This window comes from Streptomyces sp. NPDC001599, assembly GCF_042893535.1.
Classification (GTDB): Bacteria; Actinomycetota; Actinomycetes; order Streptomycetales; family Streptomycetaceae; genus Streptomyces.
This window is the reverse complement of the sequence record NZ_JBIAVA010000025.1, coordinates 71484-85180: the sequence shown is the minus strand read 5'-3', so window position 1 is coordinate 85180 and position 13697 is coordinate 71484. Positions and strand designations below refer to the sequence as shown.

Sequence of the window (13697 nt, the reverse complement as noted above, 5' to 3'; positions counted from 1 at the left end):
GATCAGCTTCAGCTCGTGCAGGCACTCGAAGTAGGCGATCTCCGGCTGGTAACCGGCCTCGGTCAGGGTCTCGAAGCCCGCCTTCACCAGCGCGGCCGTACCACCGCACAGGACGGCCTGCTCGCCGAAGAGGTCGGTCTCGGTCTCCTCGGTGAAGGTCGTCTTGATGACGCCGGCGCGGGTGCCGCCGATGCCCTTGGCGTACGACAGGGCCAGCGCGAAGCCGTTGCCCGTGGCGTCCTGCTCGACGGCGGCGATGCAGGGAACGCCGCGGCCCTCCTCGTACTGACGGCGCACCAGGTGGCCCGGGCCCTTGGGGGCGACCATGCAGACGTCGACGCCGGCCGGGGGCTTGATGAAGCCGTAGCGGATGTTCAGGCCGTGGCCGAAGAACAGCGCGTCGCCGTCCTTCAGGTTGTCCTTGATGTCCTTCTCGTAGACCTCGGCCTGGATCGGGTCCGGGACCAGGATCATGATGACGTCGGCCTCGGCGGCGGCCTCGGCCACCGGCACCACGCGCAGGCCCTGCTCCTCGGCCTTGGCCTTGGACTTGGAGCCCTCGTGCAGACCGACGCGCACGTCGACACCGGAGTCGCGCAGCGACAGGGCGTGGGCGTGGCCCTGGCTGCCGTACCCGATGACCGCGACCTTGCGGCCCTGGATGATGGACAGGTCGGCGTCGGCGTCGTAGAACAGCTCGGCCACTGGGTTATCTCCTTGTGTGCAGGTGTTGCGTCCCACCGTATGCCGGTGGGGGGAAGGGAAGTCTCGGGGTCTCGGAATGCGGGCGGCCGGTGGTGTCCGCGGCCGCCCGTTTCCGTTGTGGTGCGGACCGTTTTCCGTTGTTACGCGGACCGGTCGAGTGCGCGCAGCGAGCGGTCCGTGATCGAACGGGCGCCGCGGCCGATGGCGATCGTGCCGGACTGGACGAGCTCCTTGATGCCGTACGGTTCCAGCATCCGGAGCATGGCGGTCAGCTTGTCGCTGCTCCCGGTGGCCTCGATGGTGACGGCCTCCGGGGAGACGTCGACGGTCTTGGCGCGGAAGAGCTGGACGATCTCGACGATCTGGGAACGTGTCTCGTTGTCGGAGCGCACCTTCACCAGAACGAGTTCGCGCTGGACGGCCTGGGTGGGCTCCAGCTCGACGATCTTGAGCACGTTCACCAGCTTGTTGAGCTGCTTGGTGACCTGCTCCAGCGGGAAGTCCTCGACGCTCACCACGATGGTGATGCGGGAGATGTCGGGGTGCTCGGTGACGCCGACGGCGAGCGAGTCGATGTTGAAGCCGCGGCGGGAGAACAGGGCGGTGATCCGCGCCAGGACGCCGGGGGTGTTCTCCACCAGGACGGAGAGCGTGTGCTTGGACATGGTCTCTTCGGTCTCTCTCGCTCAGTCGTCTTCGTTGTCGCCGAAGTCGGGGCGGACGTCCCGGGCGGCCATGATCTCGTCGTTGGAGGTGCCGGCGGCGACCATCGGCCAGACCATCGCGTCCTCGTGGACGATGAAGTCGACGACGACGGGGCGGTCGTTGACGGAGTTGGCCTCCTCGATCACCTTGTCGAGGTCGGCGGGGTCCTCGCAGCGGATGGCGTAGCAGCCCATCGCCTCCGACAGCTTCACGAAGTCGGGGACGCGGGTGCCGCGGGCCTGAGGGTTGACGTCCTCCGGGCCGGAGTGCAGCACCGTGTTGGAGTACCGCTGGTTGTAGAACAGGGTCTGCCACTGGCGGACCATCCCGAGGGCGCCGTTGTTGATGACGGCGACCTTGATCGGGATGTTGTTCAGGGCGCAGGTGGTCAGTTCCTGGTTGGTCATCTGGAAGCAGCCGTCGCCGTCGATCGCCCAGACGGTGCGGTCGGGCATGCCGGCCTGGGCGCCCATGGCGGCCGGGACGGCGTAGCCCATCGTTCCGGCGCCGCCGGAGTTCAGCCAGGTGGCGGGCTTGTCGTACTGCACGAAGTGAGCGGCCCACATCTGGTGCTGGCCGACGCCGGCCGCGAAGATCGTGCCCTCGGGCGCCAGCTGTCCGACGCGCTCGATGACCTGCTGCGGGGAGAGCGAGCCGTCCTCGGGCTGGTCGTAGCCGAGGGGGTAGGTCTCGCGCCAGCGGCTCAGGTCCTTCCACCAGGCGCTGTAGTCGCCCGTGTTGCCCTCGTCGTGCTCCTTCTGGACGGCCTGCACGAGGTCGGCGATGACCTCGCGGGCGTCGCCGACGATCGGCACGTCGGCGGCGCGGTTCTTGCCGATCTCGGCCGGGTCGATGTCGGCGTGGACGATCTTGGCGTACGGGGCGAAGCTGTCCAGCTTGCCGGTGACGCGGTCGTCGAAGCGGGCTCCGAGGGCGACGATCAGGTCGGCCTTCTGCAGCGCGGTGACGGCGGTGACCGCACCGTGCATGCCCGGCATTCCCACGTGCAGCGGGTGGCTGTCGGGGAACGCGCCGAGCGCCATCAGGGTGGTGGTGACGGGCGCTCCGGTGAGTTCGGCGAGGACCTTCAGCTCGGCGGTGGCCTTCGCCTTGAGGACGCCGCCGCCGACGTAGAGCACGGGCCGCTTCGCCGCGGAGATCAGCTTGGCCGCCTCGCGGATCTGCTTGGCGTGCGGCTTGGTGACGGGGCGGTAGCCGGGCAGGTCCATGACCGGCGGCCAGGAGAAGGTGGTCTTCTTCTGGAGGATGTCCTTGGGGATGTCGACCAGGACGGGGCCGGGGCGGCCGGTGGAGGCGATGTGGAACGCCTGCGCGATCACCCGGGGGATGTCCTCGGCCTTGGTGACCAGGAAGCTGTGCTTGGTGATCGGCATGGTGATGCCGACGATGTCCGCCTCCTGGAAGGCGTCCGTGCCGATCGCGGAGGAGACCACCTGCCCGGTGATCGCGACCAGCGGCACGGAGTCCAGGTTGGCGTCGGCGATCGGGGTGACCAGGTTGGTGGCACCGGGGCCCGAGGTCGCCATGCAGACGCCGACCTTGCCGGTGGCCTGCGCGTAGCCGGTGGCCGCGTGGCCGGCGCCCTGCTCGTGGCGGACCAGGACGTGGCGCACCCTGGTGGAGTCCATCAGCGGGTCGTAGGCCGGAAGGATCGTGCCACCCGGGATGCCGAATACGGTGTCGGCGCCGACCTCCTCGAGAGAGCGAATGAGGGACTGCGCACCCGTGACGTGCTCGGGGGCGGACTGTCCTCCGGATCGGGGCCGGGGCTGCGGGTGAGCCCCGGTGGCCTGCTCGGTCATCGGCGTTCTCTTCTCGATGCTGAGGGTTTTTGCGAGGTTTGGGCGATCTGAGCTGCTGCTCGGCAGGTGCCTGTGCAACAAAAAACCCCTCGTGCCGTAAGGCAAGCGAGGGGAGCGCGTCGGTGTGGGTCGCGGGGAGTCCGGGTCGGTCCGGACGTCACCAGCTTCAGCCGACGCGCTTTCCAAGTACGAGAATTCGGGTGCGCATGGCACTGACCCTCCCTCCGGCGCGCACTCACTGTCAAGTGGGTGGGACAGGAGTCTCATTATGTGAGCGAAGGGCCGTGCCACCACTCAGAACGGCCGGCAGTCCGGAGGGGACACCGCCGGTGACCTGACCCGGACCCGGGCCGCCGACGCTCTTGCCGTAGACCCCGGCACCGCCGCCCGCGAAGGCCGGCTCGGCCGGCCCGTGGGGCACCGGGTAGTGACCGGTCGCGAGCGCTCTGCGCAGCCGGTACTCGTCCAGGGCCCCGGAGAACGCCATGCCCTGTCCGTGGGTGCAGCCCATCGCGCGCAGGGCGACGATCTGCTCGGGCAGGTCGACGCCGTCGGCGACGGACTTCAGTCCGAGGTCGGTGGCGATGCGCAGCAGACCACTGGTGATCTTGTGCAGCCGCGCGGACTCCACGACGCCCTCGACCAGGCCCCGGTCGAGCTTGAGGACGTCCACGGGCAGGCGCCGCAGCGCCGTGATCGCCGCGTAGCCGCTGCCGAAGCCGTCCAGGGCGATCCGGACACCGACCCTGCGCAGGGCGTTCAGCCGGCGGTCCAGCTCGTCGAGGCCGACCCGTGGGTCGATGTCCGACAGCTCGATCACAAGTGAGCCCGGGGGCAGTCCGTGGCGGGTCAGCAGGGCCTCCACGGAGCCCAGCGGCATGGAACGGTCCAGCAGGCGGCGGGCGCCGATGCGTATGGCCACGGTCACGGACAGCCCGGTCGCCGCTCGCTCGGCGGCCTGCTCGACGGCCTCGCGCAGCACCCAGCGGTCGAGTTCGGCGGTCCGGTCGCCCTCCTCGGTCACCCGCAGGAACTCGGCGGGGGTGAACAGCACGCCCTGTGAGGAGCGCCAGCGCGCCTGGGCGCACACCGACGTGATCCGGCCGTCCGTCAGCGAGACCACCGGCTGGTGCAGCAGGGCGAACTCCCCGTCGTGCAGCGCGGCCCGCAGCCGGGTGGCCAGCTCGGCCTTGCGTACCACGTCCTGCTGCATCTGCGGTCGGTACAGCTCGACGCGCCCCTTGCCGCCCGCCTTGGCCCGGTACATGGCGAGGTCGGCGTTGCGCAGCAGCTCACCGGCGCCCAGGCCTGGTTCGGCGAAGGCAACGCCGATGGAGGCGTTGACCCGGACTTCGTTGCCGTCGATGAGGTAGGGCTGGGAGAGGGTCAGTCTGAGCCGGTCGGCCAACTCCCGGATGTGGCCCTCACGGGCGGCCCGGTCCCGGGCGCCGTCCCCGACGATCAGGGCCGCGAACTCGTCACCGCCGAGCCGGGAGGCGGTGTCGCCCTTGCGGACGGCCTCGTGGAGTCTGCGGGCGGCCTGGACGAGCAGCTCGTCCCCGGCCTGGTGCCCGATGGTGTCGTTGACGCCCTTGAAGCCGTCGAGGTCGATGAAGAGCACCGCCGTCCCGCGCAGGGCGGCGCCCCGGTCCGAGGCGCGGCGGCCGGAGAGGGCCTGCTGGACGCGCCGGGTGAACAGCGCGCGGTTGGGCAGGTCGGTGAGCGGGTCGTGTTCGGCGTTGTGCTGGAGCTGCGCCTGGAGGCGCACTCTTTCGGTCACGTCCCGGCTGTTGAAGATGAGGCCGCCGTGGTGCCGGTTGACGGTGGACTCGACGTTGAGCCACCCTCCCCCGCCCCCGGAACGGAAACGGCACTCGATGCGGGTGGTGGGTTCCTCGACCGGGTTGGCGGCCAGGAACCGGCGCACCTCGTGCACCACGCAGCCGAGGTCCTCGGGGTGGATGAGACCGGCCAGCTCGGTGCCCACCAGTTCCTCCGCGGGCCGTCCGTAGACCCCGGCGGCGGCCGGGGAGACGTAGCGGAGGATGCCGTTGGGCGCGGCGATCATGATGACGTCGCTGGAGCCCTGGACCAGGGAGCGGAAGTGGTTCTCCTTCTGGGCCAGTTCCTGGGTGAGGACGATGTTGTCGAGCAGCATGATGCCCTGCCGGACGACGAGCGCGAGCACGACGGTGCCGCCGGTCAGCAGGACCACGCGGTCGACGCTGCGGCCGTTGAGGACGTTGTAGAGGATGCCCAGGGTGCAGACGGCGGCCGCGAGGTACGGCGTGAGCGCGGCCAGGGACCCGGCGATCGGGCGGGCGGCCGGATAGCGGCCCCGTTCGCCGCCCTGCCCGGGTCCGGGCAGGGCGGTGGACGTGGCGGGCGGTACCGAGGGGGGCGTGGGCCGGTGACCGCTGCCGCGCTGGCCGGGCACGTGCTCGCGCACCACGCGGGTGTGGCCGCCGGTCCCCTTCTCTTCCGGCGTCGCACGCCCGCGCCGGGACGCGGCCCAGGGGGCGTACGCGAGCAGCAGGGAGCCGGCGAACCAGCCCGCGTCGAGCAACTGCCCTGAGCGGTAGCTGTTGTGGAGCAGCGGCGAGGTGAACAGGGCGTCGCACACCACGGTCAGGGCGAGGGCGCCGATGGCGGTGTTGACGGCGGATCTGCACACGGGCGACCGCCGGAAATGCAGCGCGAGCACCATGCTGACGAGGGCGATGTCGAGCAGCGGGTAGGCCACCGAGAGCGCCGCGTGCGCCACGCTGGAACCGCCCTCGGCCTTGGCCGCCTGGGCGAGCGCCAGACTCCAGGCCAGGGTCAGCAGCGAACCGCCGATCAGCCAGGCGTCTAGGCCCAGGCAGATCCACCCGGCCTTGGTCACCGGCCGCTTGGCCAGCACCAGCAGTCCCACGATGGCGGGCGGGGCGAAGCACAGGAAGAACAGGTCCGCGTAGCTGGGGCTGGGCACCGGCACCCGCAGCACGACCTCATACCACCCCCAGACCAGGTTGCCCAGGGACGCCATCGCCGAGGAGAGGGCGAAGAGCAGCCAGGCCGGTCGAAAGCGGACGCGGCGTCCGCGGGCGTAGAGGAAGCAGGAGACGGCGGCGGCGGCCGCAGCGGCGCTCAGCCCGAAGTCGCCCATGATCTTGGCGACGTACTGCGAACCCCAGCCGAGCGCGGCACCGACGGCGTAGGCCGCGCAGACCAGGGCGAGCACGAGCTGGCGGACGAGGGGCGGCCCGCCGGCGGCGGCCGACGGCCGGGGCAGCAGCGGTCCGGACGCGGCCTGGCGGCGCAGCGCTCCGTCCAGCGTGGGCACGGGCGGCGGACTCACCGGGGCCTCCCGGTCCGCACCGCTCCCGCGTCCCGCGCGCACCGGTGGACCGGCCGGTCCTGCCTTCTGCGGTCGCCCGGTCGGCGCGGGTGGGGGCAGCGCGGAGCGGGCCGGCCACCATGGTGGCCGTGCCGACCCCGTCGGCGCGCGGTCGTTGTCGTGGTCGTGCGCCAGGGTCGCCGGCGGCGGCTCCGCCGCGTCGGATCGTCGGTCCATAGGCCGTGCATCGCCCGTCGCCCCCCTCCACAGTCTGAGATGTCCATCCCCGGCGCCGTACGGTGCGCGGCGCGTCCCCTGTCGGACGATACACCAGTCTCGTCACTCAGGGACATAGGTTCTCTACGCTCCGTGACGACCAGCGGATATGCGCGCACCCACCGCATCCGGGGAGTCGCGGAGGGTGCCCGAAACCGATTACGAGCCCGTCGTCAGGATCACGTTGCGCAGCGGCTCCCGGTTCACGAACCGGGTCAACTGGTCCACCAGCAGCCGCTCGGCGCGCGGCAGGAAGGCGGAGGTCGGACCGCCTGCGTGCGGGCTGACGACTATGCCGGGAGCATGCCACAGGGGGTGGCCCGGCGGCAGCGGTTCGGGGTCGGTCACGTCGAGGGCCGCGGTGAGGCGTCCGCTCTCCAGTTCGGCGAGCAACGCCTTCGTGTCCACGACCGGTCCGCGCGCCACGTTGACGAGCAGGGCACCGTCCTTCATCCGGGCCAGGAACTCGGCGTCGGCCAGTCCCCGGGTGGCCTCGGTGAGCGGTGTGGACAGGATCACCACATCGGCCTGCGGGAGCAGGCGGGGGAGTTCGGTGAGCGGGTGCACGGGGCCGCGCTCCGTGGTGCGGGCGGAGCGCGCGACGCGCACGACCGGCGCGACCTCGAACGGCACGAGCCGGTCCTCGATCGCGGCGCCGATCGACCCGTACCCGACGATGAGGACCGTCCGGTCCGCGAGCGCGGGCCGGAACCCGCCGAGCCACTCGCCGCGGTCCTGCGCCCGCACGAAGTCCGGGATGCCGCGCAGCGACGCCAGGACCAGGGCCAGGGTCAGCTCCGCGGTGCTGGCCTCGTGCACGCCGCGCGCGTTGCACAGCCGTACCCCGGCGGGCAGGTGCCCGAGACCGGGTTCGACGTGGTCGATGCCCGCGGAGAGGGTCTGGACGACCTGGACGGAGCGCATCTCGGGCAGCGGGCGTACCCCCACCGCGCTGGGCTTCATGTAGGGGACGACGTAGAAGGCGCAGTCGGCCGGGTCGGCGGGGAAGGTCTCCTCGCCGTCCCAGTGGCGGTAGGCGGGACCTTCGGGAAGGCCCTCGATCTCGTCCGGCGGGATGGGCAGCCACACGTCAGCAGTCATGGTCAGGAGGCTATGTCAGGGGGCGGAGAGGCAAAGGTTAGGTTGGGTGGTCCGACAAGGGAGGGTCACGACCGGTGGAGCGCAGGACGATCGGCGCGACGGCACTCGCGGTGGGGGCCGTCGGACTGGGGTGCATGCCGATGAACTGGGCGTACAGCGCCTCGCGGCAGCGTGGCGACGAGTCGCTCAGGGCCGTGCACCGGGCCCTCGACCTCGGTGTCTCCCTGCTGGACACGGCGGACATGTACGGCCCGTTCACCAACGAGCTGCTGTTGGGGCGGGTGTTGAGGGAGCGGCGGTCCGAGGCCTTCGTGTCGACCAAGGTCGGTCTGCTGGTGGGTGAGCAGCACATCGTGGCCAACGGCCGCCCCGGCTATGTGCGGCGTGCCTGCGACGCGTCCCTGCGCCGGCTCCAGACGGACGTCATCGACCTCTACCAACTGCACCGCGCCGACCCCGAGATACCGGTCGAGGAGACCTGGGGCGCGATGGCGGAGCTGGTGCGGGCCGGGAAGGTGCGGGCGCTCGGCCTGTGCGCGGTCGGGGCGCGGTCGGCCCGGCGGCCGGGGGCGCGGCTGCACGACGCGACGATCCGCCAGCTGGAGCGGGTGCAGCAGGTCTTCCCGGTGAGCGCGGTCGAGGCCGAGCTGTCGGTGTGGTCCCCGGAGGCGCTGCGGACCCTGCTGCCGTGGTGCGTCTCGCGCGGCGTGGGTTTCCTGGCCGCGATGCCGCTGGGCAACGGCTACCTGACCGGCACGCTGACGCCCGGCCAGGGCTTCGAACCGGAGGACCTGCGGGCCCGGCACCCCCGCTTCACCGCCGAGATGATGGCGGCCAACCAGCCGATCGTGGCCGCGCTGCGCCGGATCGCCGCCCGGCACGGCGACGGGGTCACCGCGGCGCAGGTGGCGCTGGCCTGGGTGCTGGCCCAGGGGCGGCACGTGGTGCCGGTGCCGGGCACCAAGCAGGAGCGCTGGGTGACGCAGAACGCGGGGGCGGCCCGGCTGCTGCTGACCGAGCGGGACCTGGCGGAGGTGCGGGCGCTGCCGCCGGCGCAGGGTTCCTGGGAGTGAGACCCGCGGCGCCCGGCCGGCCGCCGCCGGATCAGGGGTTCGGGTTCGGGATTCGGCGATCGGGAACTTGGGGAGCCCCTGCGGTGTATGACAGGGAGAACCCGCCGCGTCGAAGGGACCAAGATCGTGCAACGTCGAGCCGTGCCGGCCGTGCTGACCGCCGCTCTCCTGCTGACGGCCGGCTGCTCCTCCGACTCCTCCGACGGCGCGGACCCGTCCGGAACGGACCGCGGCGCCTCCCCCACGAGTACGGCGGCGCAGTCCTCGCCCGCCGGATCACCCACCGAGCAGGCACCGCCCGCGAAGGGCTCGGTCAAGGTGCTCCGCACGGTCGCCACGGGGCTGAACAGCCCTTGGGGCCTGGCCCCGCTGCCGGGCGGCGACCTGCTGGTGTCCTCGCGCGACGAGGCCACGATCACGCGCGTCGACGCGAAGACCGGCAAGAAGACCGAGCTGGGCGAGGTGCCCGGGGTGTCCCCGTCCGGCGAGGGCGGCCTGCTCGGCATCGCGCTCTCCCCCGACTACGCCTCGGACCACATGGTCTACGCGTACTTCACCTCGGCCTCGGACAACCGGATCGTGCGCATGCTGTACGACGAGAAGAAGCCGTCCGGCGAGCAGCTGGGCGCGCCGGACACGGTCTTCCGGGGCATTCCCAAGGGTGTGATCCACAACGGCGGTCGGATCGCCTTCGGCCACGACAAGATGCTCTACGCGGGCACGGGCGAGAGCGGTGACACCGGTCTGTCGCAGGACAAGGAGTCGCTCGGCGGCAAGATCCTGCGGATGACCCCGGACGGCGAACCGGCGCCCGGCAACCCCTTCCCGGACTCCCCCGTGTACTCGTTGGGCCACCGGAACGTGCAGGGGCTCGCCTGGGACGGCAAGCAGCGGCTGTTCGCCTCGGAGTTCGGTCAGGACACCTGGGACGAGCTGAACGCGATCGAGCCGGGTGGCAACTACGGCTGGCCGGAGGCGGAGGGCAAGGGCGGCGGCTCCGGCTTCCACGACCCGGTGGCGCAGTGGAGCACCGACGAGGCCTCCCCCAGCGGCATCGCCTACGTCGAGGGCTCCGTGTGGATGGCGGGGCTGCGCGGTGAGCGGCTGTGGCGGATCCCGCTGAAGGGGACACGGGCCGCGGCCGACCCGCAGGCGTTCCTGGAGGGCGAGTACGGCCGGCTGCGTACGGTGGCCCCGGCGGGCGGCGACAAGCTGTGGCTGGTGACCAGCAACACGGACGGCCGCGGCGACGCGAAGGGCGACGACGACCGGATCCTGGAGCTGGAGGTGAAGTAGGCGGCCGGCTACTCGTCGTCCGGGGACGGGGTCACCGGGGCCTGCGCCTCCTCCTCGGCGCGCGGCCGGTGGACGACGACCTTGCCCGAGGTGAGGTCTATGGGGCCGCGAGCGGGGTCGCCGTCGCCCACGTCCTCGCGGGTCAGTTCGAGGCGGTTCTGCTCGTCGTTGGTGTGTTTGCGGCCGGGCGAGAAAAGTTCCTCGAATGCGTTGAACATCGGGCCTCCGTCGGTCGGCGTCCCTTACAGCGTAAGCCTCACTCCGTCGAACGGGACGTGAGCCGTTCGGCGGGGAAGAGCGCCAGCCGGTGGGCCACCGCCGCCGCCTCGCCGCGGCCGGAGACGCCGAGCTTGGCCAGGATGTTGGAGACGTGGACGCTGGCCGTCTTGGGCGAGATGAAGAGCTCCTCGGCTATCTGCCGGTTGGTGCGGCCGTCGGAGACCAGCCGCAGGACGTCCCGCTCCCGGCCGGTGAGGCCGAGGGCGTCGGCCGGGTCGGCGGGCCCGGAGGCGGGTACGGATTCGCCGGCGCGGCCGAGGGTGAGGCGGGCACGCCGGCCGAGCACGGCGACCGCGTCGGACAGCGGGCGCGCGCCGAGGTGGTCGGCGACGGTGTGGGCCAGGCGCAGCAGTTCCGTGGCCCGGGCGCGCTCGTCGTCGCCGCCGGTGGCCAGGAGGGCATCGGCCAGCCGGTGGCGGACGCGGGCGAGATCGTAGGGGCGCTCCAGGCATTCGAAGGCGGTGACCGCCTCCGACCAGAGCCGCGGGGTGTCGCGGCCCCGGGCGCGGTGGAGTTCGGCGCGGACCCAGCGCTCGTGGGCGACCCAGACCGGGGCGCCCGTCGTCAGGTGCTTCGCGGCCTCGGCGAGGCGGTCGAGGAGGTCGGCGCGGCCCTCTTCGGCGGCCGGCAGGGCGCGCGCGTCGGCCTCCGCCGCGGCGGCGGACAGCAGCAGGGGCCAGCCGAAGCGCTGGGTGCCGGGCGGGAAGCCCGCGTCCAGGACGCGGACCAGTTCGGCGCGGGCGTCCGGGAGGCGTCCCTCGGCCGCGGCGACGCCGATGGCGAGGGCCGCCAGCGGCAGGCGGTGCTGCGGCATCGGATCGTGGGTGCCGTAGGCGGCGCGGGCCTCGGCGAGCAGCCCGGCGGCCTCGGCCCGCTCGCCGCGGGCGAGGGCGACGACGGCGCGTTTGAGTGCGGCGCCACCGCGTGGTGCGGGGCCGCGGCCCGGTGCTCCGGCCCGGTCCGCCGCTTCGAGGGCCTCGTCCCAGCGGCCCAGGGAGATCAGCGACTCGGCGAGGTTGCCCCAGACCCAGGCCTCGGACTCCAGCAGCCCCGTCCGCCGGGTGAGGTCGATGCCCTCGCGCAGGATGCCGAGCGCGTCCCGCGAGCGGCCGACGCCTTCCAGGGACGAGGGCAGGTTGACGTGGCTGCGGGCCACCACCGCGGACCGGTCCTGGGCCACCACCAGATCCCTGACCTGGAACATCTCGGCGAGTCCCGCGTCGATCTGCCCGGCGTCCACCATCAGGCCGCCGAGGGTGAGCCGGGCGTTCAGCTCGATCTCGTCGGCGCCCACCATGCGCGCGTACTCGACGGCCCGTTCGGCCGCCGTCATGGCGTCGGGGCCGGGGCTGTGCAGCATCGACCAGTTGGCGGACATGGCGAGCACCTCGGCGTGCACCTGGGACGGCGGCAGGCCGCGGACCAGTTCCTGGGCGATGCCCAGCTCCCGCCAGCCGTCGCCGCGGCCCTGGGCCTGGACCAGCAGCGAGCGCTGGGTCCAGAACCAGGCCGCGCGCTGCGGGTCCCGGCCGCTCGCGCCCGGCGCGGTGCCCGTGTCCTGTTCGTCCTCCAGGAGGCGCAGCGCCCGCTTGGTGATCTTCATGGCGCGTTCGCGCTCCCCGCACAGCCGCCCGGCTACGGCGGCCTCGGCCATCAGGTCCAGATAGCCCAGGGGCGTGGTGGCGGGGTCGCAGCCGCAGGGAGGGTAGACCTCGGTGTAGTCGACGGGGCGCAGGGTGGCGCGTACGTCGTCGGGGGCGGAGTCCCACAGCTCCATCGCGCGCTCCAGCAGCCGCAGCTGCTCGGAGTAGGCGTGCCTGCGGCGGGCCTCGACCGAGGCGTCCAGGACGGCGGGCAGGGCCTTGGCGGGGGCGTGGGCGTGGTACCAGTAGCTGGCCAGGCGCATCACGCGCTCGGCGGCGGGCACCAGCGTGGGATCGGCGTCCAGGGCTTCGGCGTAGCGCCGGTTGAGGCGGGAGCGTTCGCCGGGGAGCAGGTCGTCGCCGACGGCCTCGCGGACCAGGGAGTGCCGGAAGCGGTAGCCGTCGCCGTCGGGCGCGGGGAGCAGGATGTTGGCGTTGACCGCGGAGCGCAGCGCCTCGATGAGGTCGTCCTCGGCGAGCCGGGCGACGGCGGCGAGCAGCCGGTACTCGACGGTGGAGCCGCCCTCGGCGACGATCCGGGCGACCCGCTGGGCGCTCTCGGGCAGGGCTTCGACTCGGACCAGGAGCAGGTCGCGCAGGGAGTCGGTGAGGCCGGTGCAGCTGCCCTCGTGGGCGGCGGCGGCCAGCTCCTCGACGAAGAAGGCGTTGCCGTCGGAGCGTTCGAAGATCTCGTCGACCTGGAGCGGGTCGGGCTCGTGGGCGAGGATCCCGGCGATCTGGCGGCCCACCTCGTCCCGGGTGAAGCGGCCGAGTTCGACACGGCGGACGGTGCGCAGCCGGTCCAGCTCGGCGAGCAGGGGGCGCAGCGGGTGGCGGCGGTGGATGTCGTCGGAGCGGTAGGTGGCGAGGACGACGAGGCGGCCGGTGCGCAGGGTGCGGAAGAGGTAGGCGATCAGGTGGCGGGTGGAGGCGTCGGCCCAGTGCAGGTCCTCCAGGACGAGGACGACGGTGTGCCGGGCGGCGACGCGCTCCAGCAGGCGGGCGGTGAGTTCGAAGAGCCGGGCCATGCTCTCCTCGTCGTGCCGGCCGCCGCCGGTGGCCGGGGCGCCCTCGGCCAGTTCGGGCAGCAGCCGGGCCAGCTCCTCCTCCTGGCCGGCGGCCGCGGCGGCCAGCTCCTCGGGCAGGTGGCGGCGCAGGGCGCGCAGCGCGGTGGAGAAGGGCGCGAAGGGCAGCCCGTCGGCGCCGATCTCCACGCAGCCGCCCAGCGCGACGACGGCGCCGCGCCGGTCCGCCGCGGCGGCGAACTCCTCGACGAGGCGGGTCTTGCCGACGCCGGCCTCGCCGCCGAGCAGCAGTGCCTGCGGCTCTCCCCCGGCGACGCACGCGCGGGCGAGCGCCTCGTTCAACGTGTCCAGTTCGCCGGTGCGGCCGACGAACACGGGACTGACGGACCTGGTCTCCACGGACCCGAGCATCGCATGGGGGTACGACAGCGGGGCACCGGTTTTCGACGAGT

9 protein-coding genes are annotated in these 13697 nt (G+C 72.6%); 2 read left to right on the top strand and 7 right to left on the bottom strand.

Annotated elements, in window-relative coordinates; translation table 11 throughout:
• The 5 genes from ilvC to ACFYZ3_RS36780 form a co-directional block, all read right to left on the bottom strand.
• Nucleotides 1-705, bottom strand: a 705-nt coding sequence (gene ilvC / locus ACFYZ3_RS36800; protein ID WP_388527311.1) for a ketol-acid reductoisomerase, incomplete at its 3' end; no start/stop codon positions are given.
• A gap of 140 nt (nucleotides 706-845) precedes the next feature.
• Nucleotides 846-1370 carry an acetolactate synthase small subunit gene (ilvN, locus tag ACFYZ3_RS36795; protein ID WP_003973483.1) on the bottom strand — a complete coding sequence of 175 codons (525 nt, stop codon included), beginning with the start codon at nucleotides 1368-1370 and terminating at the stop codon, nucleotides 846-848.
• 21 nt (nucleotides 1371-1391) lie between these two features.
• On the bottom strand, nucleotides 1392-3233 hold the full coding sequence (locus tag ACFYZ3_RS36790; protein WP_388527306.1) for an acetolactate synthase large subunit: 1842 nt from the start codon (nucleotides 3231-3233) through the stop codon (nucleotides 1392-1394).
• Nucleotides 3234-3474: 241 nt separating this feature from the next.
• Nucleotides 3475-6573 carry a putative bifunctional diguanylate cyclase/phosphodiesterase gene (locus ACFYZ3_RS36785; RefSeq protein WP_388527303.1) on the bottom strand — a complete coding sequence of 1033 codons (3099 nt, stop codon included), beginning with the start codon at nucleotides 6571-6573 and terminating at the stop codon, nucleotides 3475-3477.
• 414 nt (nucleotides 6574-6987) lie between these two features.
• Nucleotides 6988-7929, bottom strand: coding sequence for a 2-hydroxyacid dehydrogenase (locus tag ACFYZ3_RS36780; RefSeq protein WP_388527300.1), 942 nt, complete (start codon nucleotides 7927-7929; stop codon nucleotides 6988-6990).
• Nucleotides 7930-8003: 74 nt separating this feature from the next.
• Between ACFYZ3_RS36780 and ACFYZ3_RS36775 the strand changes: the two genes are divergently transcribed.
• On the top strand, nucleotides 8004-9002 hold the full coding sequence (locus ACFYZ3_RS36775; RefSeq protein ID WP_388527297.1) for an aldo/keto reductase: 999 nt from the start codon (nucleotides 8004-8006) through the stop codon (nucleotides 9000-9002).
• Nucleotides 9003-9089: 87 nt separating this feature from the next.
• Entirely contained in the window at nucleotides 9090-10298 is a 1209-nt protein-coding gene (locus ACFYZ3_RS36770) for a PQQ-dependent sugar dehydrogenase (RefSeq protein WP_388527294.1), read from the top strand.
• 8 nt (nucleotides 10299-10306) lie between these two features.
• Here the strand turns inward: ACFYZ3_RS36770 and ACFYZ3_RS36765 are convergent, their stop codons facing one another.
• Both ACFYZ3_RS36765 and ACFYZ3_RS36760 read right to left on the bottom strand, forming a co-directional pair.
• Nucleotides 10307-10516 (bottom strand): DUF6191 domain-containing protein, encoded by a 210-nt coding sequence (locus tag ACFYZ3_RS36765; RefSeq protein WP_388527291.1) that lies wholly within the window; start codon nucleotides 10514-10516, stop codon nucleotides 10307-10309.
• Nucleotides 10517-10554: 38 nt separating this feature from the next.
• A complete protein-coding gene (locus ACFYZ3_RS36760) occupies nucleotides 10555-13656 on the bottom strand; it encodes an AAA family ATPase (RefSeq protein WP_388527288.1) in 3102 nt (1033 codons plus the stop codon).
• Nucleotides 13657-13697: the final 41 nt, after the last annotated feature.

Excerpts from the sequence above, each read along its gene's own strand:
- ACFYZ3_RS36765 (WP_388527291.1), bottom strand. The coding sequence starts at position 10,516 with ATGTTCAACGCATTCGAGGAACTTTTCTCGCCCGGCCGCAAACACACC.
- ACFYZ3_RS36780 (WP_388527300.1), bottom strand. The coding sequence starts at position 7,929 with ATGACTGCTGACGTGTGGCTGCCCATCCCGCCGGACGAGATCGAGGGC.
- ilvN (WP_003973483.1), bottom strand. The coding sequence starts at position 1,370 with ATGTCCAAGCACACGCTCTCCGTCCTGGTGGAGAACACCCCCGGCGTC.
- ACFYZ3_RS36770 (WP_388527294.1), top strand. The coding sequence starts at position 9,090 with ATGACAGGGAGAACCCGCCGCGTCGAAGGGACCAAGATCGTGCAACGT.
- ACFYZ3_RS36790 (WP_388527306.1), bottom strand. The coding sequence starts at position 3,233 with ATGACCGAGCAGGCCACCGGGGCTCACCCGCAGCCCCGGCCCCGATCC.
- ACFYZ3_RS36760 (WP_388527288.1), bottom strand. The coding sequence starts at position 13,656 with ATGCTCGGGTCCGTGGAGACCAGGTCCGTCAGTCCCGTGTTCGTCGGC.